The organism is Bartonella harrusi (genome assembly GCF_024297065.1).
Lineage (GTDB): Bacteria > Pseudomonadota > Alphaproteobacteria > Rhizobiales > Rhizobiaceae > Bartonella > Bartonella harrusi.
Genome location: NZ_CP101114.1, coordinates 1,290,307 through 1,311,117 on the forward strand (window position 1 = coordinate 1,290,307; position 20,811 = coordinate 1,311,117).

At 38.3% G+C, this 20,811-nt stretch carries 31 protein-coding genes and 1 pseudogene; 28 read left to right on the forward strand and 4 right to left on the reverse strand.

All coding sequences use genetic code 11. The features are described from left to right. Positions 1 to 187 precede the first annotated feature (187 nt). From NMK50_RS06080 to NMK50_RS06125, 11 genes and pseudogenes are all read left to right on the forward strand, one after another. The gene (locus NMK50_RS06080) at positions 188 to 511 is read left to right on the forward strand and encodes a dATP/dGTP diphosphohydrolase domain-containing protein (RefSeq protein ID WP_254769732.1); all 324 of its coding nucleotides are present in this window, start codon (positions 188 to 190) and stop codon (positions 509 to 511) included. Further along, the gene (locus NMK50_RS06085; RefSeq protein ID WP_254769733.1) at positions 508 to 912 is read left to right on the forward strand and encodes a hypothetical protein; all 405 of its coding nucleotides are present in this window, start codon (positions 508 to 510) and stop codon (positions 910 to 912) included. The genes NMK50_RS06080 and NMK50_RS06085 overlap by 4 nt, the downstream gene beginning before the upstream one ends. Before the next feature lie 405 nt (positions 913 to 1,317). Then, positions 1,318 to 1,776 (forward strand): crossover junction endodeoxyribonuclease RuvC, encoded by a 459-nt coding sequence (locus NMK50_RS06090; protein WP_254769734.1) that lies wholly within the window; start codon positions 1,318 to 1,320, stop codon positions 1,774 to 1,776. Positions 1,777 to 1,779: 3 nt separating this feature from the next. Beyond that, positions 1,780 to 2,073 (forward strand): DUF1376 domain-containing protein, encoded by a 294-nt coding sequence (locus tag NMK50_RS06095; RefSeq protein WP_241438038.1) that lies wholly within the window; start codon positions 1,780 to 1,782, stop codon positions 2,071 to 2,073. A gap of 40 nt (positions 2,074 to 2,113) precedes the next feature. Next, positions 2,114 to 3,214, forward strand: a complete 1,101-nt coding sequence (locus tag NMK50_RS06100; protein WP_254769735.1) for a DUF1376 domain-containing protein — start codon at positions 2,114 to 2,116, stop codon at positions 3,212 to 3,214. Next, a complete protein-coding gene (locus NMK50_RS06105) occupies positions 3,132 to 3,635 on the forward strand; it encodes a hypothetical protein (protein WP_254769736.1) in 504 nt (167 codons plus the stop codon). Before NMK50_RS06100 ends, NMK50_RS06105 begins: the two co-directional genes overlap by 83 nt. A gap of 168 nt (positions 3,636 to 3,803) precedes the next feature. After that, a complete protein-coding gene (locus NMK50_RS06110; RefSeq protein WP_254769737.1) occupies positions 3,804 to 4,142 on the forward strand; it encodes a hypothetical protein in 339 nt (112 codons plus the stop codon). Between the two features lie 270 nt (positions 4,143 to 4,412). Continuing rightward, positions 4,413 to 4,604, forward strand: a complete 192-nt coding sequence (locus NMK50_RS06115) for a Rha family transcriptional regulator (RefSeq protein WP_374112213.1) — start codon at positions 4,413 to 4,415, stop codon at positions 4,602 to 4,604. A gap of 4 nt (positions 4,605 to 4,608) precedes the next feature. Next, positions 4,609 to 4,947 carry a hypothetical protein gene (locus tag NMK50_RS10615; protein ID WP_374112164.1) on the forward strand — a complete coding sequence of 113 codons (339 nt, stop codon included), beginning with the start codon at positions 4,609 to 4,611 and terminating at the stop codon, positions 4,945 to 4,947. Continuing rightward, entirely contained in the window at positions 4,944 to 5,258 is a 315-nt protein-coding gene (locus NMK50_RS06120; RefSeq protein ID WP_309486012.1) for a hypothetical protein, read from the forward strand. Before NMK50_RS10615 ends, NMK50_RS06120 begins: the two co-directional genes overlap by 4 nt. A 307-nt stretch (positions 5,259 to 5,565) precedes the next feature. Further along, a pseudogene (locus tag NMK50_RS06125) lies at positions 5,566 to 6,101 on the forward strand (hypothetical protein). Here NMK50_RS06125 and NMK50_RS06130 read toward each other — a convergent pair. The 3 genes from NMK50_RS06130 to NMK50_RS06140 form a co-directional block, all read right to left on the reverse strand. Beyond that, on the reverse strand, positions 6,088 to 6,945 hold the full coding sequence (locus NMK50_RS06130; RefSeq protein WP_254769738.1) for a hypothetical protein: 858 nt from the start codon (positions 6,943 to 6,945) through the stop codon (positions 6,088 to 6,090). The pseudogene NMK50_RS06125 and the gene NMK50_RS06130 sit on opposite strands and share 14 nt — an antisense overlap. Positions 6,946 to 7,133: 188 nt before the next feature. Beyond that, positions 7,134 to 7,427: a HigA family addiction module antitoxin gene (locus NMK50_RS06135; RefSeq protein WP_004856691.1), complete on the reverse strand. Its 294-nt coding sequence runs from the start codon at positions 7,425 to 7,427 to the stop codon at positions 7,134 to 7,136. 17 nt (positions 7,428 to 7,444) lie between these two features. Continuing rightward, the gene (locus NMK50_RS06140) at positions 7,445 to 7,726 is read right to left on the reverse strand and encodes a type II toxin-antitoxin system RelE/ParE family toxin (RefSeq protein ID WP_254769739.1); all 282 of its coding nucleotides are present in this window, start codon (positions 7,724 to 7,726) and stop codon (positions 7,445 to 7,447) included. 189 nt (positions 7,727 to 7,915) lie between these two features. Between NMK50_RS06140 and ssb the strand changes: the two genes are divergently transcribed. The 12 genes from ssb (at position 7,916) to NMK50_RS06200 (ending at position 14,309) form a co-directional block, all read left to right on the forward strand. Next, positions 7,916 to 8,359 (forward strand): single-stranded DNA-binding protein, encoded by a 444-nt coding sequence (gene ssb / locus NMK50_RS06145; RefSeq protein ID WP_254769740.1) that lies wholly within the window; start codon positions 7,916 to 7,918, stop codon positions 8,357 to 8,359. Between the two features lie 118 nt (positions 8,360 to 8,477). Beyond that, positions 8,478 to 8,711, forward strand: coding sequence for a hypothetical protein (locus NMK50_RS06150; protein ID WP_254769741.1), 234 nt, complete (start codon positions 8,478 to 8,480; stop codon positions 8,709 to 8,711). Beyond that, positions 8,671 to 9,201, forward strand: coding sequence for a hypothetical protein (locus tag NMK50_RS06155; RefSeq protein WP_254769742.1), 531 nt, complete (start codon positions 8,671 to 8,673; stop codon positions 9,199 to 9,201). Before NMK50_RS06150 ends, NMK50_RS06155 begins: the two co-directional genes overlap by 41 nt. A gap of 69 nt (positions 9,202 to 9,270) precedes the next feature. Further along, on the forward strand, positions 9,271 to 9,471 hold the full coding sequence (locus NMK50_RS06160; RefSeq protein WP_254769743.1) for a type II toxin-antitoxin system HicA family toxin: 201 nt from the start codon (positions 9,271 to 9,273) through the stop codon (positions 9,469 to 9,471). Continuing rightward, positions 9,468 to 9,863, forward strand: a complete 396-nt coding sequence (locus NMK50_RS06165) for a type II toxin-antitoxin system HicB family antitoxin (RefSeq protein WP_254769744.1) — start codon at positions 9,468 to 9,470, stop codon at positions 9,861 to 9,863. The genes NMK50_RS06160 and NMK50_RS06165 overlap by 4 nt, the downstream gene beginning before the upstream one ends. Before the next feature lie 322 nt (positions 9,864 to 10,185). Beyond that, entirely contained in the window at positions 10,186 to 10,506 is a 321-nt protein-coding gene (locus NMK50_RS06170; protein ID WP_254769745.1) for a hypothetical protein, read from the forward strand. 42 nt (positions 10,507 to 10,548) lie between these two features. Next, the gene (locus NMK50_RS06175; protein ID WP_254769746.1) at positions 10,549 to 11,088 is read left to right on the forward strand and encodes a hypothetical protein; all 540 of its coding nucleotides are present in this window, start codon (positions 10,549 to 10,551) and stop codon (positions 11,086 to 11,088) included. Positions 11,089 to 11,174: 86 nt separating this feature from the next. Beyond that, the gene (locus NMK50_RS06180) at positions 11,175 to 11,426 is read left to right on the forward strand and encodes an AbrB/MazE/SpoVT family DNA-binding domain-containing protein (RefSeq protein ID WP_254769747.1); all 252 of its coding nucleotides are present in this window, start codon (positions 11,175 to 11,177) and stop codon (positions 11,424 to 11,426) included. Further along, positions 11,423 to 11,821: a type II toxin-antitoxin system VapC family toxin gene (locus NMK50_RS06185; protein ID WP_254769748.1), complete on the forward strand. Its 399-nt coding sequence runs from the start codon at positions 11,423 to 11,425 to the stop codon at positions 11,819 to 11,821. Before NMK50_RS06180 ends, NMK50_RS06185 begins: the two co-directional genes overlap by 4 nt. A 324-nt stretch (positions 11,822 to 12,145) precedes the next feature. After that, positions 12,146 to 12,736, forward strand: a complete 591-nt coding sequence (locus NMK50_RS06190; protein ID WP_254771150.1) for an antA/AntB antirepressor family protein — start codon at positions 12,146 to 12,148, stop codon at positions 12,734 to 12,736. Between the two features lie 563 nt (positions 12,737 to 13,299). Next, entirely contained in the window at positions 13,300 to 14,034 is a 735-nt protein-coding gene (locus NMK50_RS06195) for an antA/AntB antirepressor family protein (protein WP_254769749.1), read from the forward strand. Then, positions 14,031 to 14,309, forward strand: a complete 279-nt coding sequence (locus tag NMK50_RS06200) for a hypothetical protein (protein WP_254769750.1) — start codon at positions 14,031 to 14,033, stop codon at positions 14,307 to 14,309. Before NMK50_RS06195 ends, NMK50_RS06200 begins: the two co-directional genes overlap by 4 nt. 60 nt (positions 14,310 to 14,369) lie before the next feature. Here NMK50_RS06200 and NMK50_RS06205 read toward each other — a convergent pair whose 3' ends face one another. Further along, entirely contained in the window at positions 14,370 to 15,416 is a 1,047-nt protein-coding gene (locus tag NMK50_RS06205) for a Fic family protein (protein WP_254769751.1), read from the reverse strand. A 92-nt stretch (positions 15,417 to 15,508) separates the two neighbouring features. Here NMK50_RS06205 and NMK50_RS06210 point away from each other — a divergent pair, with 92 nt between their 5' ends. From NMK50_RS06210 to NMK50_RS06230, 5 genes are read left to right on the forward strand one after another with little or no spacing between them, the layout of a single operon-like run. Then, positions 15,509 to 16,090, forward strand: coding sequence for a hypothetical protein (locus NMK50_RS06210; RefSeq protein ID WP_254769752.1), 582 nt, complete (start codon positions 15,509 to 15,511; stop codon positions 16,088 to 16,090). After that, positions 16,083 to 18,011, forward strand: a complete 1,929-nt coding sequence (locus tag NMK50_RS06215; protein WP_254769753.1) for a phage terminase large subunit family protein — start codon at positions 16,083 to 16,085, stop codon at positions 18,009 to 18,011. The genes NMK50_RS06210 and NMK50_RS06215 overlap by 8 nt, the downstream gene beginning before the upstream one ends. 3 nt (positions 18,012 to 18,014) lie before the next feature. Beyond that, positions 18,015 to 18,263 carry a phage head-tail joining protein gene (locus NMK50_RS06220; RefSeq protein WP_254769754.1) on the forward strand — a complete coding sequence of 83 codons (249 nt, stop codon included), beginning with the start codon at positions 18,015 to 18,017 and terminating at the stop codon, positions 18,261 to 18,263. Beyond that, positions 18,263 to 19,651: a phage portal protein gene (locus NMK50_RS06225; RefSeq protein WP_254769755.1), complete on the forward strand. Its 1,389-nt coding sequence runs from the start codon at positions 18,263 to 18,265 to the stop codon at positions 19,649 to 19,651. The genes NMK50_RS06220 and NMK50_RS06225 overlap by 1 nt, the downstream gene beginning before the upstream one ends. Further along, positions 19,641 to 20,708 carry a S49 family peptidase gene (locus NMK50_RS06230; protein ID WP_254769756.1) on the forward strand — a complete coding sequence of 356 codons (1,068 nt, stop codon included), beginning with the start codon at positions 19,641 to 19,643 and terminating at the stop codon, positions 20,706 to 20,708. The genes NMK50_RS06225 and NMK50_RS06230 overlap by 11 nt, the downstream gene beginning before the upstream one ends. The last annotated feature ends 103 nt before the right edge of the window (positions 20,709 to 20,811 follow it).

Consider the following 20,811-nt stretch of genomic DNA (forward strand, 5'->3'; position numbering starts at 1 on the left):
GCTACTGTAATGCAAAAAAAAAGCAACATTACAAGCACCCGCATTTGTTGATGATTTGTCTGTTCGTGTAAAATCACCCAAACAACGTAGCATGTCGCAACAGCACAATTCACACTCTTAAAAGAGATCAAATTAATTGTGCGCCATCATGGTGCACACATATAACACGCACTGTAGGGGGATAATCATGGTTTTAAAAGCACATAAGAATGATATTGGTAAACCGCGTGTTGATCTTATTCCACCACTAACGTTGCTTGATATTGGTCGTGTTTTAGAGTTTGGAGCAAACAAATACAGTGCTAACAATTGGCGTCATGGCATGAACTGGAGCCGTTTGTATGGAGCTGCTTCACGTCATTTATTAACATGGTTTGGTGGAGAGGATAAAGATGTCGAGAGTGGTTTATCACATTTGGCACATGCGGCTTGTTGCCTTCTTTTCTTAATGGAATGCGAAGCAAAACAGATAGGTCATGATGACCGCGTTAAGAGCAATGGACAGAGATGACTATGCGTTTAAATGCTAGTGAGATTTTATTAGCGGCAGCATTCTTGATGTTTATAGTGTTGCTTTTTAGCGGGGTGATGTTTCGTTTTGCATTGCATTATCGTGACCAAGTTAAAGCGCTTAAAGAGCAGCTCATAACTTTAAAAAACAGTATGAAAGCTGTTGATAAACAATACACATGGGCAATGAGTAAAGCTTCAAAAAACGTGGCAAAGACAGTTAGTGATCGGAATATTGCGGTAAAAGAGCGAGATGAGACTATTACAGCATTGAGACAAGATCTTGAGTGGTATGGTGAGATGCTTAAAGCACGCGATGAGGAAATTGAAAAACTGAAACAAGATCTAAAGATGCGTAGTGAAGTGGTTAAAACGCCATCCCATAAGAAGAAAAGAAAGTGAGGAAAAAAAGATGAGTGAGACAGAGATAGCTTTAGGTATTGTATTTGTGATCTCTGATTTAATTATAATCTCCGTTGTTGTCGCGGAAATATTAAACAAAAAGAATGATAAACTCCGTGAGATCATTTCGAAAAAACAGAAAATTTTACACGATTTGAAAATGCATATCTTTAAGAATGGGGTGGGAACATGAATCTAGGTGAATTAATACTCTACTTATTCATATCAATAAATGTAGTGTTTTTTACTGCAATGATGGTTTTTATATTTTTAGTTGCACCGATTTACATAGTGTATACTTCTGCGCAACCCGTCATAAAAAAGAAGAAAATTCTTAAGGAATTAGATGCTGAGATTGAGAGTTTAAAACACAAGATTAATGAGAAGTAGGTACTGGTAATTTAGATGTCTCATACAATTCTTTGCCTTGATCTAGGTACCAAAACGGGCTGGGCAATATGCGGTGCAGATGGTCACATATTCAGTGGCACGGTTAATTTTCAATCACGCCGTTTTGCAGGCGGGGGTATGCGTTATCTGCGCTTTAAACAATGGCTTACAGAAATGAAATCAACAGCCGGTAGTATTGATGCCGTGTATTTTGAAGAAGTGCGCCGGCATGTTGGTACTGATGCGGCGCATGTTTACGGTGGTTTTCTAGGTCATTTAACAGCTTGGTGTGAACATCATGAGATACCTTATGAAGGCATCCCTGTTGGCATAATTAAGAAGGCAACGACAGGAAAAGGAAATACCTCAAAAGAAGAGATAATACAGGCGATGTGTGCAAAGGAACACAAGCCTAAGGATGATAATGAAGCGGATGCTTTAGCAATTTTAGATTTAATGAAAGAAGGGGAATAAGTAATGTCTGAAAAAACATCTTGGATAAAAATTAATGTAGAAAAATGGCTTCTTGACCTCGCTGCTTTGCCCCCTACTGAAGGCAATATTTACATGAGGTTGCGATTAAGAATGCTACATACTGGCAAACCTCTTACGAACAATTTACGAGCATTGGCTTCATTAGCACGCTGTTCAATTGACGAGCTTAATGATGCATTTGATCTCTTATCTGAAACTGGACACATCTTTCTTTTGGATGACGAACATATCTGGAGTGTAGATGTTGAAGAAGAGCTAAAAAATAACACGCAATAATCAGAAGCCATATGGCATAAGCACAAGAAAGAACAAGAGAATGGCTAATCAATTACCTTGGGTCCGTAATTTTTATCAAGAGTGGATTATGGACTTTGCTGGTACTGATGCAGCAGAGAAAGCTACTTATAGTACACTCACTGCTCTCATGTATCGAGCCTGTGAACCGATTTATGATGACACTTCTGCTTTAGCACGCATTGTTGGTTGTTCAGTGCAAACGTTTAAAAAATCATTAGAAAAACTCATTCGAAAAAAATTAATTCTTCAATTAGAAGATGGCAATTTGTGGAGTACACAAGTCGAAGAAGAATTAAAAAATTGTAATGAAAATTTAAACAGGCTTTCGGAAAAAGCTATCAAAGCTGCAAACACTAGGAAAAATAAGCAGAAAGATAATGCATCAAAAGAATATGATGCGTCTATCATGACATCATCACAAGATCATGATGATGTCATCATGACCTCATCACGACAACACATTAACAATAACATTAACAGTTATAATAAAAAAACTAACACTATCGTGTTAGCAAAAAAAGAAATTGATTTTGAAGATTTAGAAACAAACGAACAGGTTGACGAGCCTTCAGAAGATCATGATTGCGAAAAGCGAGCAGATGCAATCGAAACGGTGGCAGAGGATCAACCTCTCATTCACGAGCAAGAAAACGTTCCCAAAAAAGCCAAGCGTTCTCAAACCAATCGTGGTTGTCGATTACCGGACGATTTTGAACCTAATTTGCAATACGCAATCGATAAAGGCTTAACGCATGATGAGGCGCTGTTAGAAGTAGAACGCTTCAGAAATTTTTGGCAGGCGAAATCAGGAAAGGATACGACCAAAAGCGATTGGCAAAAGGCGTGGTACAGTTGGATTACACATCCGGATTATGGACTATTAGCCAAGAAAAAAGAAAAATTAGAAAGGGAAAAACGGTATGGAAAACCGATCATTGAAAACACGAGAGAACAGCGCGGTAAATCTTATCGAGTTGCACAATACATGTCCGATATCAAAAATTCAGACAGTGCGTACAAGTTTTTATTCGAGGACGATGAAAGAACCACCATTCCTTTGGTTACCGGGACAAAAACCCTCGATTGCAGAAGCGGAGAGAATTACCTCATTAGCCAATGATGCGTTGAAAAAACTTGAAAACAAAGCAACTGAAGAGGAAATCCAAACCACGTATCTAGTGTTGTCAAATGGTCTCAAAAGCCCATCAGAATATGATGAAAAATCAACAGCGCTTGCGTATTTTTACACGCTGGACGGTATAAGCAGCTGGGCATTGCAAACGGCAACAAAGAACGCTTTGAGAGGCAAAGCAGAAGGTTTAAATGCAACTTTTATGCCATCAACAGCCGATTTTTATCGCTATTGTGAACAGCTTGAAAGCAACATACACATGAATATCGATTACCTCGTTAGAAGCCTTCAAAAACCTGAGATACAGGACAAAGGGAAAGAGATGCCTTTAACACCAGAGGGTGCAGAAAAGTTTGAAGCAGAGCTGAGTGAAGTTTTAAAGGGTCTTGAAGACGAGATAGCAAAATAGTGAAAAGTGCTGATCATTTTGTGATTGGATATGTGTTTAAATCGACAAAAAGAGACCATACAAAGCAATCTAAAGATTTTTTGATGCCCAAACATAAAAATCTAAAAACGCTCTGTACAGTCAATTTTGAGGCAAATAGACCAAGTGGTAAAATTATGGACTAAAAACATGAGAATTTTCAAAGATTTGTTTTTAACAAAACGTAAGCAACCGCAAAAAAAATTTGTTGCAACAGCTGTCGGATATGTACCATGGGGGGATGGAGCAGCTGAATATTTTTACAATCTCTACGAATACGAAGATGGCGCAAGAGAGTGTGAAAAATTTGATGGTGGGCAGTATTACACTATACCAAAAAATGCAGATTACAGTACCAAAGCGCAAGTGAAAGCATGGCTATATGGTGGTAGAGTGCCTAAAAGCGTCCTGAATTACGAGCCCCTCATAGATGAAATCAACAAGGAAATTAAAGCCCTTGCAACCCAAAAGGACACGATAAAATGCTAGATGATTTCATGAACAGCTTGACAAATTTTTTAAAGCTATTAGGTTACAAGGTAGGCTTAAAACACCTGTAACCAATCGGTTCAACAGTATCCCGAAAGATCTGTTGCTCTTCATTTAATTAGTCCAGGGTCTTCACGTGGATGTCCAAGGGTAACCTAAAGACGTGAAGGACTGAATTGGTTCGGTTGTTTTAGCCCTGGATACTTAAACTTTTAAAACAAAGGAACCAATATTATGAATACTTTAGTACATACTCAAACTACGTTAACAATGTCTAGCCGTGAAATTGCAAAGTTGTGCGATAAAAGGCATGACAATATTGTAAGAGATATTCGGCAAATATGTACTGACCTCAAAATTGAGGTGAGTGCATTTCAAGGAACTTATAAGGATTCTACAGAACGTAAATTAGTCTGCTACAACCTTCCTAAACGTGAATGCCTTATTTTATTCGGGGTATAGTACAGTGTTACGTGCTAAGATCATTGATCGCTGGATAGAACTTGAGAGACAAACACAAACCGATTATGATAATGATACACGCTTTGATGATTTTAACTATCTTCGCCAATATGTTTTGACAAATTATCCTAAAATCATGGGTATAATTTTTGGTCGTCTTTTAAAAATAGATGAAATTGAAAAAGAGCTTGATCATTACAAATCCGTCACAAAAGAAGCTAAGCGCGTTTTAACGAAGGTGTCGTCAAGGCAGCGTAAACAGACGCCTAGGCGCGGCGGGGGCGCCTCTTTTCAAATTCTTATTAAAATTTTATCAACTATTAGATTAGGAACTTACCTATGACCACTATAAATGTATCTAAAAAATATGAATTTACAGATAAAACCAGAAAAATTGAAAGTGTCACACTTTATCGCATTCGTGCCTTAAGAGATTTTGGAAATGTTAAGGCTGGTGATCTTGGTGGTTTTATTGAAAAAGAAGAAAACCTCTCTCATGATGGCAATTGCTGGGTTTATGATGATGCTATAGTTGCAATGAATGCCGTCATTTCTGAAAATGCAAAAATATTTGGCAATGCGTATGTTCGTAATGAAGTGAGTGGTGATGTTATAATCAATAGTCGTGAAAAAACTTTAGAACACGTAGTATAAATAATGGCACGGGGGGTGCCTTTTTATTACAAAAAAGCCGTGTCATATAACGACGCGGCTTTAATTAAAAAAAAATAAACAATTGAAAAGTAAAAAATGGGATTCATATTGTAGATTCAATATGTTATAATGATTTTATTTGTGATTACAACCCGTAATGTATTAATACTTTTATATTGTGTAAGATTTCAGTTCATTCCCATATAAGGATTTCAAGTAGATGCAAGAGAAGACAAGGTGGTTTGTAACTTTATATAAAAAAATAATTTAAGAAATTGAGATCATAATTTTTCTAGGGGAAATAGATATGTTTACACATAAGCAGCTAAGAGCCTTGTTAGGCGTTATAAGTTTTATATTTTTATGTTTTTTAGGAATAAAAAAAATATTGACTTTATTCAGACTATTTTGACATTCGCGTCTGTTTCTTTGGTAATAGTAACAATTGTTTTTGCAATTTTATGCAATTCTCATATTCCTTATGAATTGCAAAATAATCTAAAATATCAATGCGGCAATACAACAGGTTGGCAGAGATTAACACGTGATTTACAACAATATATGCATAGGCTCTTAAAGCTCATAACTTTAGCGCTTGTCGTTTTAATTTTTCCAAATAGTTATAAAGAAACGGTTTCTTTGCCCGTCATTTCTCAGTACGTAGAGCACAAGCTTTCTTTTTCATTGGATAGTGTACTTTGGTACTTAGATATTGCTCTTTGGTATTTAAATATTGTACTTTGGTATTCTTTCTTAGTCTGTGTATTATTTCTTATTTTACGTACACGCAGTTTGATAAATATATCTATTTACACACTACAGTGCTCCATTAAAAAGCCATAGTAAAATTTCCGATTTTACACTTTAATTCTTCTTTTACAGAGTCTTTATTATACATACCATTATTATCTTTAGATGCTTTAATATCAATTTTATGTTGAAAATTTTCAGTATTAAATATTATATCAAAATCATTATATGTATTTCCAACAAAATATAATTTTTTTAATGCGGGGTTTATTTCATCTTTTTTTAAAAAGTTCCAAAAAAAATTATTTAAAGTATTTTTTTCTTTAAATTTGATATCCAAGCCGAATTCTATTTCAGAAAAATCATCAGTGGGAAGTCCATCAAGAGTTTTTTTAGCCATCTCTATCAAGTCTGCTTCTGATGGCATTGTAAAAAAGTCTGATTGTTTTGGTTGTTTATACTTCAGTTTCATTTCTGTAATTGAACGCAATATTTTTTCGAACTCTTGCTTATTAACAATGTCAGGTGAGATATCAATCATTCCCTGGGAAAAAGATTCTTTGTAGTATAGTTGCAATAATTTATTTAGCTTTTTATTTGAAGAAAAAAGAGTGACCTCTTTAGGAATCAAAATTCCAAAATATTGCTGATTCTGTTCAACTAATTTTCTAGGACGTGGGTTAGGAATATTTCGAAAGTCGTTTTCGGAATCAATCACCTCAGGATTATAAGGGCTTTTTTCTCCCGTTAAAACATAAATCCAATAACAGATATTCGAGTTCACAAAGAACTTTTCGATTATTAAGGTAACACATTGATTATCAACTATAGGATGGTATATTCCTTCCTCTAAAAATTTATCAGCACAATTTATATTAGCTAATTCTGATTCTGTATCTATTTTATATTTATAAGAAAGGAATTTAATGGTATTCATAAAGTTAACACAATGTTTATAGTTGTCAGGTTGTGAGTAGTGTACAAGTTATCTCAGTGATTATGAGAAAGTGGGTTATCTCAGAAATTGTTTAGAATCATTTAGTTAGGAAAAAAAGATATAAGCTTTTAATTGCAAAAGCAACACGAGTGTTAGAGAACTTTGCAGTGAAAGATGTTAAGTTTTTTCTAAAGATGCCCTACTTGCTCTAAAGGTGAAATATGTGGAATTGGGCTATTATGACGCGCTTGCCAGAGATCATGCTTTTGTTGCAATTTAAGCCAAAATTCCGCATCATTTAACCCCGCCTTTTCTAAGCGTAAAGCTAAGTTGATACTAATCGCTGCATGACAATTTAAGACGCGTGATAAAGTTAAACGCGCAACACCAAGACGATTTGCAGCTTCTGTTACTGTTAACCCTAATTCATCAAGCAGCTCTTCTTTCAAAATACCACCAGGGTGCGGAGGATTGTACATCATCATAATACCTCAAAAAATCAATGATAATCTTGATAATCAACAAGTTCAACATCTGTCCCAATGAAACGAAAGGTAACCCGCCAATTGGCATTGACACGCATTGACCAATAACCTTTTAAATCGCCTGTAAGTTCATGGAGACGATACGATTTTAGGGTTACTTGTTCAGGAGCTGATATCGTATCTAAAATTACCAAAATATTTGCTAATTTTTTAGCATGAGTGGGTTGTATACCTTTGCAAGACCCTTTTTCGAAAAAGATTTTCAACCCTTTATGCTTAAAACTAACAATAGCCATATATTTCCCTTTTGGTACTTGATACTATACACCATGCACTTATGTCAATCGATCTTTATTTTAAAGAGTGCTATAAAACATAATTTAATATGTTAAAGAACAATAATATCCTTTTGAATTATTTGATAAAATATACAAATAATGCTAAGATTTAGCATGTATAAAAGCACAAATTTAAGGTAAAAAAACATGCTGAACAAAGTGACATTAATCGGGCATTTGGGGGCTAATCCCGAAAGCAAAACAATGAATTCTGGAGCAGAAGTGGTCCATTTTCGTATGGCTACTTCTGAGAGCTATACTGATAAGGCAACCTCTCAAAGAGTCGACAAAACCGAATGGCATTCTATCGTCATTTTTAATCCACATCTGGCAAAAATTGCTCTTCAGTATCTCAATAAAGGTTCAAAGGTCTATGTAGAAGGCAAATTACAAACACGCAAATGGAAAGATAGAAATGGTAGTGAACATCTTGCAACAGAGATTGTCTTGCCACAATTCAAAGGCGAGTTGAAGCTTTTAGATAGTAAAAATGATGACGATCAAGAACACGCATCGTCGCCTTATGACAAAAGCTACAAACGACCTCTTGATATGCCTACAAACACTTTAAATGACGAGATTCCTTTTTGATTAGGGGTATTAATGAATAAAGCTGTTACAAGTGCAAGGCATAAAATATTATTTTATAACAGAGCAACAGATAGAGGCATTAAAGTATCATTATAGATTGCAAAAGAATTTTAGCAGCATGGTATGTGTTATAATGGTGGTGCTATCTTTTACCATTTTGGCTTGGTTGCGTGGTGGAGTAGAAGAAAAAATTATTCCACTTTTTATCATAGGTTTCGGTTTAATAATATGGCTGTTCCTTTTGGATCAAAAAACACGATCAATGTCAGATAAGATTTGGCAAAATATTCAACAAACATCCGAGGACATAAGTGAAAAAGAAACGAGCAAAACGTGGACGTCCACGAATTAAGGGATGTGTAAGAGAACCAAATGGACGCATCTCAAGAGCAAAAACACCGCGTAAACCTGTTGATCAATTGGCTATAGAAATGCGTGCTAAACGCTTTGGTTTGTCCATAGAAGATGCCAAAAATCCGCTTGCTGGTACCTATATCGGGCGGCTTTATTTGCAAGGTCAACTTACTCAAGATCAATATGAAGCTGCACAAAAATACCTTGAAGTAAAAAATGATTATCTCTGTGCAAAGGCATTGCCTAATGCGGTTTATAATGAAATGCCATCCTCTTCTGATGATAGAGCAAGAGAGAAATGGGTTGAATTTGCAACCGAACAGTTTTTAAGTATGCAAGACGTAGTAAAAGAAACACAAGCTTTAAATCGACAGTTTAATCTTTACGCTGCGTTACAATACCTTATTATAGAAGATCAAATGCTACCGCATCTTGTTAATTCACTCTGTATTGTACTTGATGCGCTTCACAAACATTTCAACCATTAAACAAAGAATTGACATCAGATGAAAAATTGACTAAAATGTGTATATATTTACACATTATGAGTTTAGATAATGGAACAAGATAGCCGAAAAATCATTGCAAAATTAAAGCGTGATGGCTTTGAACTTGTGAAAGTGAGAGGTTCTCATCATAAATTTAAAAAAGATGATAAAGTTGTTATTGTCCCACATCCTAAAAAAAATCTTCCTATTGGTACAGCACGTTCTATTGCGCAACAAGCAGGCTGGTTGAAAAAAGGAGAAGAAGAATGAAAAGATTTTTTGCTCTTGTTCATAAAGATGAAGATTCTGCTTTTGGTGTTCAGTTTCCTGACTTTGAAGGACTTTTTTCTGCTGCGGATGAAGAAAAAAATCTCATCACAAATGCAACTGAAGCCCTTCAACTTTATTGTGAAGATATGGATACAGTGCCTATACCCTTAAAATTTGAAGAAGTCATACAACAGCAATCTGTCAAAACAGCTTTGGCAGAAGGAGCTTTTTTAATACAAGTCCCCTTTATTGAAAATGATGCTGAAGTGGTACGTATGAATATATCTATTGAACGAGGGCTTTTACGTGCCATTGATAATTGTGCACAAGAAAGAGGCTTAACAAGATCTGCTTTTTTGGCAACAGCAGCGCGTCACGAGCTTAATATTTAGAATTTCTTGCTTTTTGAGTGCGTCAACATATGCTATTTTGTTTCTAAAAACACCAGATTTTGATTAAAAAAATAAAAAAAATACTAGATTATGATTTTTTCTGTTGACATCGTGTAAAAAATCGTATTTTATGACGGCACGGCACTAGTTGTATTGTGTCTAAAATTCAAAAATGTTCCCCAAAAATTTAGTAAGATGTAGACTTGAAACAGGGCTAAAGAGCCTGGTTTTCTTGGTAATTCTGGCTTGTCCATTCTTTCAAATCGTAACAAGTAATATTTGACGCATGATGTCATTAAATCATTCCTCAAAAGGAGCAATAATGAAAGCTATCATCACTAAACCAATCTGTGTCGTTGGCGACAATAAAAGCACCGTTCGTTTTGAACCTTCTACACAAAATACCCCTTTTGTTGAGGTTTCAAATCAGGTCTATGCTCGTCTCAAGCGTGCCAATGCTGCAAAACCTTTTGTTGAAAGCAAAACAAATGCAAAGCCTGATACGACAAGTAAAAAGGTTGAAAAAGAAGAAAATAAAAATGGTCAAATATCAACTGAAGAAGTGGTAGAGGAAATCACACCCAAACAAACCAAAACATCTAAAGTTTTTAAGCCAGCAACATCTACTCCAAAAAAGGCTTAGACGTTGAAATTAATTATCCACCAAAAATGGTATCTTCAACAAATGAAAGATACCTTTACAAATCTTCAAGCACCACGCCTGAATTGGGCTTTGCGTAACGCTGTAAATACCGCAGCAAAACAAGTGGAGCGCTTTGCCGAAAAGAAAGTTTCTGAACTTACATCAGCCAAATCAAAGCGTATCAAGAAAGGTGTTTATATTAAAGGCAAGGCTACAGCACAGCTTCTCGAGACAGATATCATTGGCTCTGGAACACCGATACCTCTTAAATTTTTTAAAGCAAGAGAAACAAAACATGGTGTGACCTACACAATGTTTGGTAAGAAAGAAATCTTACCCCATGCTTTTATTCGAGGTGGAAGTTTTCCTAAGCGTGTTGAATTAAAAATGGGCAACAATGTTTTTCAAAGAGCCGATGGTGATCAATTCCCTATTGCCAAACAAGAAGGCCCCTCAATTGCTGGGGTAATGTCCAAGCCAGAAATTGCAAATACTATTACACAATATGCCAATGAGAGATTAATCAAAAATATCCAGAGACAACTTGATCGTCAAAAATATGTTGCTAATAAGAAACATTAAACCGTATTTTAAACTCTTTTATAGTAATTGAAATTCACATTCTATATATTTATGTTTATAAATACTCAAATAGAAAAGGATTTTTCATGGTTTCACTAACTGTTACGACAAAGGGGCAAATTACATTAAAGCGAGATTTATTGCAACATCTCGGTGTCAAACCAGGTGAGCAGATCAATTTTGACAAGCTACCAGGTGGTGAACTTCGGGTAAAAGCAACACAAGCTGTCGGCACAATTGATAATTTTATAGGACGACATGCTGGAAAGGTAAAAAAGCCGCTAACCATTGAGGAAATGAACGAAATCGTTGCTTCTGGTTGGGCGGGTGAAGAATGAAAATTTCTGTTGATACAAATATTTTAGCTCGTGCTGTTTTGCAAGATGATGAAAAACAGAGTAGATTAGCGAGTAAGCTCTTAAAGCATGCTTCACTCATCGCTGTTTCTCTCCCTTGTCTATGCGAGCTTGTTTGGATACTTCGTCGAGGTGCTAAACTTTCAAAAGAAGATATAGCGATAACACTTCGTGACCTTCTTACGGCTAGTAATGTAGTAATGAATCGACCTGCTGTTGAGGCAGGGCTTTCTATTCTTGAAGCTGGTGGTGATTTTGCGGACGGCATTATGGCTTATGAAGGCAATTGGTTAGGTGGTAAAACTTTTTTCTCATTCGATAAACAAGCTATCAATTTACTAACGAAAAAAGGACAGAAAGCAAAATTTCTTTCCTAATATTTTTGTTATGATTTGTCTGATTTCAGTAAAATATATTTTCTTTCTTGACAAGATTCACGGAAAGGATATATCGTTAAGTCAGGTGCCTAGAAAACACCTCAAAACAACAAGCGGATTGGTTACCGAAATAATCAGTCTTCTGTACATTAAAGACTTTGACTCGTTATATGCTACACGCATATAATAGCTTTGTCGGGTGTGGTTATGCTATACAATACCCTTTCGGGGGAAAGGCATAACGACGGGCTTGTTGCCGTGTTTTCTAGCGCCCGACATCTTCTTTGGATGTCAATAGAAAACCTTAACAACAAGGAGTTCATGATGAACACTCTTATTAAAATTACAGAACCAATTATTGATCAAGAAACTGTTCAAGCTGTCAATGCACGCGAACTATATACGTTTTTGGAAGTCAATTCTAATTTTAGAGACTGGATAAAAAACCGTATTAAAGAGTATGGTTTCTTAGAAAACAAAGACTTTATGAGTTTTACTAAAAATTTAGTAAAACCTAACACCTCTCAAGAAAAACAAGACTTGGTGAGTTTCGGTAAAAATTTACCGAAATCTAAAAGTGGTCGTCCAAGTACAGAATATTATATCACTCTAGATATGGCGAAAGAGCTCTCAATGGTTGAAAGAAATGAGAAAGGTAGGCAAGCTCGTCGTTACTTTATTGAGTGTGAAAAGAAACTAAGAAGCCAATCTGTTGATTATGATAATGATACACGTTTTTCTTTTCCAAAAGATTGGGAAAAAATGTCCCCTACTAAAAAGGCTGTTTACATTTATGGACCTCTTCATATGCATCTTGTCAAAGCTTTTACATTAGCAGAAGAAAGCAAGCACTATAAAACTTTAATCAAAGAAGCTAAACAGGTGTTAGCAAGATCTATGACAAAAGCTGCTTAGATAAAATATAATCTCATCTTCTCCACTTTTAGAGTGGGGAGGATGCTAATTAAAAGAAAATTGTCAATTATGTCTCTTCTATTCCATAAAAAATGCAATAAAATCAATGCAAAAGGCACTTCCCAGCGGGTTGGGAGTGTTGCGGGGCAGGACAGCGCGAACTATCGCTAGCGTTAGAATTTTTTAAATTGGCTGTACATTGTACACATAACACATTGATAAATAACGATTTCAATATGTGTACTGTACAATATATGATTATTTAAAGACAAAAATTATCGAAAGAGACTTGACATTATTTCTGTAATATATATTTTCGAATCAGGTGCTTCAAAAACACTTTAAGCAACTAGCGGATGGATTGCCGAAACAGTCTCTTCTCCGCCGATTAAAAGTTTTGACTCGTCGTATGCATATAGCATATAAGCGAATTTGTCGGGTGTGGTTACATCATACAATACCCTTGCGGGGAAAGTGTAACGACGGGCTAGTTGCCGTGTTTTTGAGCACCCGGCACTCCTTTAGAGTGTCAATCAAAAACGTCTAACAACTAGGAGTTCATCATGAATACTCTTATTCCGATATCGGAACAAACAATTGATCAGGAAACTGTTCAAACAGTCAACGCACGTGAGTTGCACACATTTTTAGAAATCACATCAAAGTTTGCAGACTGGATTAAAAATCGCATTAAAGAATGTAAGTTTCGGGAAAATATAGACTTTATAGGTTTTTCTAAATTTTTAGAAAAAGGTGGGCGCCCAAGCATAGAATACTACCTCACGTTAGACATGGCTAAACACCTTGCTATGATCGAGCGTAATGACAAGGGATATCAAGCAAGAGAATACTTCATTGAGTGTGAAAAACTTGCAAAGCAAGTAGCAACACCACAGATTGATTATTCAAGTCCTCAAGCAATGATTGGTTTCTTGAATCACTTACAAAGCCAAATCGAGCAGAAAGATCATGTGATTGCCGAGTTAGAACCTAAAGCAAAAGCACTTGATGGTTTAAAACGAAGCGATGGTTTGTTTGGTTTGATTGAATCCGCAAAAATGTTAGAAGTACGACCAAAAGATTTAACCGATTATTTGCGTAAACATGATTGGGTCTATCGACGGGCTCCGGGTGCTCCTTTGTTACCCTATCAGGATAAGATCAAAAAAGGTCTCATGGATTGCCCTGCTATCACTATTCAAAGACCAGATGGTACAGAAAAGGTCCTGCCTTCAACAAAAATCACATCCAGAGGATTAGCTTGCTTGAGAGAACAAATCCATGGAGGTGTGCAATGAAGGTAGATACCAATTTTTTATGTGATTTGTGGATGACGTTGTCTCAATTTTCTAACCATCCAGACCTTGGATATGAAGACCGTAAGACATTGGTTGCGGTCATGAACGTAGTGGAAAACGTTTTGATCTTGAAACTTCAAGATGAAGTGCCGAGTATTACAAAGATTTTAGCAGTTCTCACAGACTTTGGAGCTTCAGAGTTTCCTACAGTTATGTACCCGTTGTTGAAAGCTTACCAGCCAAATTTAGAAAACCCTATTAAAAAGGTTGCTTAAGTAAAACATGACTCCCCTCCCCATTCTCAAAAATGGGGAGGTATCAATAAGGTAGTAAAATTAAGGTAAGCTATACCAAATTGATCGTCCACCACCATGACGTATCAAAAGACCTTTTTCAACTAGTGATGTAAAGGTTGCTTTAAGTGTGTTTGGGCTTGCACCAATTTCACGCACCATATCACGGGTTGTAACGCGCCCATGATCACGGACATAATCAAGAATATTAAGAGCCAATTCAGATAAGGAAAAAAGAGCATTTTTTTCACTTTCTATTTTCATAGCTAATTGTCGTTTTTGTTGTTGTAAAGCACGTAAAAAAAAGAGTATCCAAGGCTGCCAATTAGGTGTTTTAGTATAAATTGTTTTTTGAGTTTGATTCAAAGCTAAGTAATAGCTTTCTTTATTATTCTCAATAATACTTTCAAGTGACGAATATGGTACATAAACATAACCTTTTTGTAATAAAAGCAGAGTGGTTAAGATACGACTTAAACGTCCGTTTCCATCCTGAAAAGGATGGATAGCTAAAAAAGTGACATTAAAAATACCAATCGTAAGTAAAGGGTGAAGATTTTTCAATTCATTGGTTTTATTAAACCAAGCAATAAGCTCTTGCATTCGATATGGCGTATCAAATGGTGTGGCTGTTTCAAAAACAATACCAACCATTTTTCCTTGAGAATTAAATGCTGCTACATCATTGCGCAAAACCTTATATTCACCTCGATGTCGTTCATCTTTATCGCTATGGCATAAAAGATCACGATGAAGTTGTTTTATATGATTTTCTGTAATGGGAATATCATTCCAAGATTGGAAGATTGTCTCCATAACCTTGGCATAGCCTATAACTTCTTGTTCATCGCGACTCTTAAAGTGTTGAATTTCTAAATTTACCAAAAGCTGTTCAATTTCACGGTCTGTTAATTTGCTGCCTTCAATGCGCGTAGAAGATCCAATACTTTCAACAGTAGCAATATGACGAAGAGCGTTCAATCGCTCAGGTGCAAGAGTACCAAGAGCGCGCCATGCACCTTTAAATTCATCAATCTCAGTAATGAGATTCAATAATTCTTGTGTAATTTGAAGTGTGTCTGTTTGCATACCGGAATATATACCCGATTATACCTGATTGTCAATTATTCATAACGCCGTCTTACTTCTTCGGGCATAGAAGAAGGCAAGGAGAAATTTTGATGAACAAGAAGCATCGTGAAGGTCTCTCGGTTCGCGCTTTTGCCAAGAAGATGGGTGTGTCGCATAATGCGGTGGTTTCTCGGATTAAAACAGGCAAATTTGATGCTGCTCTTTTTGAAGATGGTTCAATTGATGAAACCCTTGCAACAGCGATATGGAATGAGAATCCTACAAAGCGCACTGCTTCACTTTTAGCACCTGATGGACAACGGCGGACAAAGATCAAAAAAGCTTCAACAGATGGAGCCAACGAATACAAGATCAAACTGGAGAGAATGCAAGTTGCACTTGAAAGAGAGAAGATTGCTCTGGAAAAGTTACGCGAAACAACTGTTGACCGTGAAGAAATGAAAAAAGCAGCGCGTGAATTTGGAAGAGCACACCGTGATGCCATGTTAAAATTTCCTCACCGTTTCGGTGCAAGCATTGCAGCACAAGTGGGATGTGATGCGGCGAGCCTTATTGGTGCCATTGATTATTACATGAGAACAGCTTTGCTTGAGGCAGTTAACATTCCAGTGCCTTTTCATGATCCTCATTCTCCGGAGTTAGAAATCTTGCAAGAAACGAATAATGGATGAAAATGCAATCAAAGAATTTTTCGCCTATGCCAATGACGCACGACAACCAGATCCACCGTACACGGTTTCGCAATGGGCGGATAAGAATAGATACCTTAGCACCGTAGCAAGTGCAGAGCCTGGATTGTGGAGAACAAAGCGTACCCCTTATTTGCGCGAAATCATGGATAACCTTTCCTCTTACATGCCAATTGAAACAACAAGTGTCATGAAAGGAGCGCAAATTGGAATGTCTGAAGCAGGATTGAACTTCTGCGGTTATGCTATTCATTATAGTCCGGGACCCGCTCTTTATGTGATGCCTACTGTCGAGACCGCGAAGAAACTGTCAAAAACGCGTCTTGATCCAATGATTATGGCAAGCCCTGTTTTAAGTGAACGCATTGCCCCTGCCCGTGCACGCGACAGCGGAAATACAATGTTTTCGAAAGAATTTGATGGGGGAGCATTGATGCTTACCGGAGCAAACAGTGCTGCTGGTTTGCGTTCCATGCCTATTCGTTATCTGATTTTGGATGAAGTTGATGCCTATCCTCTCAGTGTGGATAACGAAGGTGATCCCGTGATGATTGCCGAAAAGCGTACCTCAACCTTTGTGCAGAGAAAGATTTTTAAATTGTCCACGCCAACACACCGTGACACAAGCCGTATTGCCAAAGATTTCGTGCTTGGTGATCAAAGATATTACAACGTCCCTTGTGATAAGTGTGGGGTTCTACAGCCCATTGTTTGGTCGCAAATCAAGTGGCCGAAAGGTGCCCCCGAAAAAGCTGTTTTTGTTTGTGCCCATTGTGGTCATGAACATGCCGAGCACAGAAAAACTGATCTCATGAGTGAGGACAGAGGTGCGTGCTGGGTTCCTACAAGTGAATCAACGAGACCGAATTTACGCTCTTATCATATTTCGGCACTCTATTCACCTTGGCTAACGTGGGGAGAATGCGCAAGAGAGTTTTTAGAAGCGAAAGATGATCCAGCGCTTTTGCAACCTTTTGTTAACACAGTGCTTGGAGAGCCATGGGAGGACAGAACAGGTGACGTTGTTGATCCTGATAGCCTCTATGCAAAACGCGAAGATTATCCCATTGCACCGCCGCAAGCCGTGTTATTGACCGCCGGCATCGATGTGCAAAACGACCGCTTAGAGCTTGAAGTGGTTGGATGGGGGCGTGGTGAAGAAAGCTGGCACATTGATTATCAAGTCATTCCCGGTGATCCATCTTCTTTTGAAGTATGGGACCAACTGGATGAATATCTGACAAGACGCTGGTCACACCCTGGTTACAAAGATGGCATCAGAATAACAGCGGCTTGTATTGATACCGGTGGTGGACATACACAAGCCGTTTACAATTATGTACGCCCCCGTGAAGGACGACGCATCTGGGGAATTAAAGGACAGGCGGGATGGCGTGCGGTATGGCCACGCCGTCCAAGCAGAAACAATAAAGGACAGATTAATCTCTATATTGTTGGTGTTGATGCAGCAAAAGATATTATCACGGCACGATTAAAAAAATCCGGTCCTGAAGCATCGGGGGCTGGTGCAACACACTTTCATAAAAGCCTTGATCGGGAATATTTTGACCAGCTCACGGCTGAAAGAAAAGTCATCAAATATTTTAAAGGCTTCAAGCGCATAGAATGGCAAAAAAGTGAGAAAGCAAGAAACGAGGCTTTGGATTGTAGGGTCTATGCTTATGCCGCTTTACAGGGGCTAATTTCGGCAGGAATAAATCTTAATCGAGAAGTTGATATCTTAGAAGAGCGTTTGGAAAAACTTAAAGTTGACGCTTCTTTAGAGCAGCCAACATCAGGGATTTCTTCATCCACTTCTCCCAAAAGAACACAGGCAGCACAGCCTCAAAAGAAAAAAATCAGAATGGTGATCAGCCCTTATATGCACGGGGATTGGAGGTAATTTGTGGATGAAGAATTGAAGCAAATAAACAGCAAAACTGACAGACTGGAAAGTTTAAAAAGGCGGCGCGAACAAATTGAAGAGGCTCTCTATTCGGGAGCACAATCAGTGCGTCATGGCGATAAGCAAGTAAGCAACCGTTCTGTTGAAGAATTGCGCAGAGCACTTGAGATGCTGAATACACAAATAGCCAACCTTGAAGGACGCAAGCGTTCACGTGTTTTCTATTTTAATATATCACGAGGCTATTAATGGCTGGCTTTATCAATAAACTCACGGACTTTTTTAAAATTTCTCGTCAACACAATCCGCCTTTTGAGGCTGCAAGCAAAAGCCGTCGCATGGGTGGGTTTGACCCCGCAAAAAAACACATCAATAAAGCAATTGAAGAATGCGGTGATACCATTACTGCTCGTTCAAGATGGCTTTATGACAATGAATCTCTTTATGGCTCGGCAACAGAAGAATGGGTTTCCGCAGCTGTGAGTGATGGGATTAAACCTTATCCTCGCATTGAAGGGTTTCAAGAAGAAAAGAAAAAGCTTTTAGACTTATGGTGGCAATGGGTTGATGAGGCGGATTATGATGAGGATGCGAGCTTTTATGGTCTGCAAGCAACAATTGCACGAGAAGTCTTTTTAACCGGCGAATGTTTTGTAAGACTGCATTATGTTGACCTTTATGGACGCTCTGGGGTGCCTCTTCAATTACAAATCTATCCAACCGAAATGCTGGACCTCACTTACAATGGACCTGCGGAAATTAAAGGCAATTACATTCGTATGGGTATTGAATTTGATGCCAGTGGCAAGCGTGTTGCTTATCATTTCTGGGAATACCACCCCTATGATGATTGCCCTGCAAACAGTGCATTTAAGAGCCAAGAGCGCGTGCGTATCCCCGCAAGAATGGTCCTTCATATCAAAGAGCGCCGTATTGCCGGACAATTGCGCGGTTCTCCTAAAATAACACGCAGTATGACAAAGATCTTTCAACTGGAATCCTATGATGATGCAGAGCTTGATCGAAAAAGAACAGCAGCTCTTTTCGCGGCATTTATCTCAAGAAATCCCCCAAACGACGCCAAATTACTTGATAATCGTAACGAAAAAGACGTTGAAGAAGAATCCGAATTACCTGTCATTGAACCAGGTGGATCATTTTATTTAGGAGAGAATAGAGAGATAAAATTTTCAAATCCTGTTGAAGTTGGTGGTTCTTATGAAGCCTTTCAATTCAACCGTATTGTCTGGGAGCGCTTTGTGGAAATGGCTGTCCTTGCTGGATGCGTAAAATTACCGGGATGGGAAGAAAATCCCTTGCCATGGCTTCAATGTGAAAGCTTTGCGCCCCCGCTTGAAATGATTGATCCAAACAAAGATATCTCGGCAGAAAAAGAAGAAATTCGCGCCGGTTTAAAAACACGACGAATGGCACTTGCCGAACGGGGTTTTGATATCGACAGCATTCATGCCGAACTTGAAGAAGAGCACACCGATGCTCGCGCCCGTGGTTTATCTTTTGATACCGATATGGCGGCACCCTCTGGTGAAAATCAAACGACGAATTTCACAGATTCAGATCCTTCTGAGACTTATGAAAGCAACCAAGGCAGTGAGGCGCACAAAAATGACCAATAATCTTGACATGCCGTTTTTAGTATCACGGCTTTTTGGTGTTCCACATATGCGTGCCTCGACAAAGCTTGATGTCATTCTTAATGCTCTTGCACCGCGTCTTTTTGCTGGAGAAAAGTTTACCCCTCAGGCTTTTTCGCAAGGGGATAGCGCATCTTTCAAACCACCTGAGAGTTACGTGGTGCGCAATAATGTTGCCATCCTACCTGTTCATGGCACACTGGTGCGCCGCGGTGCATGGCTTGGTGCCCTTTCAGGGTTAACCTCTTATGAAGGCTTAAGCGCCTCCTTTCGTGAAGCCATTAAACAACCTGATGTCCGAGCTGTTTTGCTCGATATTGACAGTGGTGGTGGAGAAGCCGGCGGGGTGTTTGATTTGGTTGAAGAATTCCAAGCACTCTCACAACACCATCAGAAACCAATTTGGGCGCATGCCAATGAATTTGCCTGTTCTGCTGCTTATGCCATTGCCTGTTCTGCTTCGCAAATATGGGTTGCTCGCACAGGCGTTGTCGGCTCAATTGGGGTGGTTTGTGCACATCTTGACCAATCAAGCGCCGATGAAAAACAAGGGCTTAAATGGACCTTTGTCTTTGAAGGTGATCACAAGGTTCATGGTAATCCTCACGAACCATTGGCTGATACCGCGCTTAAAAAAATGCAAGCAGATTGCGCCCTGCTCTACGAAATGTTTGTCGATTGGGTAGCACAAAATAGACCCCTGAATACTGATGCTATTCGTGACACAAAGGCAGAAACTTTTATAGGCACCCAAGCTATCGCGCTTGGATTAGCAGATGCGCAAGGCACTCTTGCGCAAGCTTTGGAATCCTTAACGGATTTCATCTCACCAAACCCAACAGTAACAGCAAAAGAAGGACAAAACACATGGCACGCACACAATATCGCGCCCAACAAGAAGATGATGAAAGGATTGTCGACATCCTCGATGAAGAAGAGGATGAAAATGATCACGACATCGATAAAAACGCCGAAATCTTTGACGACAACGAAGACGAAGAGGAGGATGAAGACAATGAGGACAAGCGCGAAAACATAAAAGCCATCCTTGAACAAGAAAGAAAGCGCGCTCAAGCCCTGACAACCCTTGAAAGGCAAGCAAAGCGCCTCAGCGTTTCTTTCGATGCCGCAAAGGCTATTCA

Bases quoted from the DNA above. Each gene is read 5' to 3' on its own strand.
- NMK50_RS06080 (WP_254769732.1), top strand. From the start codon at position 188: ATGGTTTTAAAAGCACATAAGAATGATATTGGTAAACCGCGTGTTGAT.
- NMK50_RS06085 (WP_254769733.1), top strand. From the start codon at position 508: ATGACTATGCGTTTAAATGCTAGTGAGATTTTATTAGCGGCAGCATTC.
- NMK50_RS06090 (WP_254769734.1), top strand. From the start codon at position 1,318: ATGTCTCATACAATTCTTTGCCTTGATCTAGGTACCAAAACGGGCTGG.
- NMK50_RS06095 (WP_241438038.1), top strand. From the start codon at position 1,780: ATGTCTGAAAAAACATCTTGGATAAAAATTAATGTAGAAAAATGGCTT.
- NMK50_RS06100 (WP_254769735.1), top strand. From the start codon at position 2,114: ATGGCTAATCAATTACCTTGGGTCCGTAATTTTTATCAAGAGTGGATT.
- NMK50_RS06105 (WP_254769736.1), top strand. From the start codon at position 3,132: ATGAAAGAACCACCATTCCTTTGGTTACCGGGACAAAAACCCTCGATT.
- NMK50_RS06110 (WP_254769737.1), top strand. From the start codon at position 3,804: ATGAGAATTTTCAAAGATTTGTTTTTAACAAAACGTAAGCAACCGCAA.
- NMK50_RS06115 (WP_374112213.1), top strand. From the start codon at position 4,413: ATGTCTAGCCGTGAAATTGCAAAGTTGTGCGATAAAAGGCATGACAAT.
- NMK50_RS06120 (WP_309486012.1), top strand. From the start codon at position 4,944: ATGACCACTATAAATGTATCTAAAAAATATGAATTTACAGATAAAACC.
- NMK50_RS06130 (WP_254769738.1), bottom strand. From the start codon at position 6,945: ATGAATACCATTAAATTCCTTTCTTATAAATATAAAATAGATACAGAA.
- NMK50_RS06135 (WP_004856691.1), bottom strand. From the start codon at position 7,427: ATGATGTACAATCCTCCGCACCCTGGTGGTATTTTGAAAGAAGAGCTG.
- NMK50_RS06140 (WP_254769739.1), bottom strand. From the start codon at position 7,726: ATGGCTATTGTTAGTTTTAAGCATAAAGGGTTGAAAATCTTTTTCGAA.
- ssb (WP_254769740.1), top strand. From the start codon at position 7,916: ATGCTGAACAAAGTGACATTAATCGGGCATTTGGGGGCTAATCCCGAA.
- NMK50_RS06150 (WP_254769741.1), top strand. From the start codon at position 8,478: ATGGTATGTGTTATAATGGTGGTGCTATCTTTTACCATTTTGGCTTGG.
- NMK50_RS06160 (WP_254769743.1), top strand. From the start codon at position 9,271: ATGGAACAAGATAGCCGAAAAATCATTGCAAAATTAAAGCGTGATGGC.
- NMK50_RS06165 (WP_254769744.1), top strand. From the start codon at position 9,468: ATGAAAAGATTTTTTGCTCTTGTTCATAAAGATGAAGATTCTGCTTTT.
- NMK50_RS06170 (WP_254769745.1), top strand. From the start codon at position 10,186: ATGAAAGCTATCATCACTAAACCAATCTGTGTCGTTGGCGACAATAAA.
- NMK50_RS06175 (WP_254769746.1), top strand. From the start codon at position 10,549: ATGAAAGATACCTTTACAAATCTTCAAGCACCACGCCTGAATTGGGCT.
- NMK50_RS06180 (WP_254769747.1), top strand. From the start codon at position 11,175: ATGGTTTCACTAACTGTTACGACAAAGGGGCAAATTACATTAAAGCGA.
- NMK50_RS06185 (WP_254769748.1), top strand. From the start codon at position 11,423: ATGAAAATTTCTGTTGATACAAATATTTTAGCTCGTGCTGTTTTGCAA.
- NMK50_RS06190 (WP_254771150.1), top strand. From the start codon at position 12,146: ATGAACACTCTTATTAAAATTACAGAACCAATTATTGATCAAGAAACT.
- NMK50_RS06195 (WP_254769749.1), top strand. From the start codon at position 13,300: ATGAATACTCTTATTCCGATATCGGAACAAACAATTGATCAGGAAACT.
- NMK50_RS06200 (WP_254769750.1), top strand. From the start codon at position 14,031: ATGAAGGTAGATACCAATTTTTTATGTGATTTGTGGATGACGTTGTCT.
- NMK50_RS06205 (WP_254769751.1), bottom strand. From the start codon at position 15,416: ATGCAAACAGACACACTTCAAATTACACAAGAATTATTGAATCTCATT.
- NMK50_RS06210 (WP_254769752.1), top strand. From the start codon at position 15,509: ATGAACAAGAAGCATCGTGAAGGTCTCTCGGTTCGCGCTTTTGCCAAG.
- NMK50_RS06215 (WP_254769753.1), top strand. From the start codon at position 16,083: ATGGATGAAAATGCAATCAAAGAATTTTTCGCCTATGCCAATGACGCA.
- NMK50_RS06225 (WP_254769755.1), top strand. From the start codon at position 18,263: ATGGCTGGCTTTATCAATAAACTCACGGACTTTTTTAAAATTTCTCGT.
- NMK50_RS06230 (WP_254769756.1), top strand. From the start codon at position 19,641: ATGACCAATAATCTTGACATGCCGTTTTTAGTATCACGGCTTTTTGGT.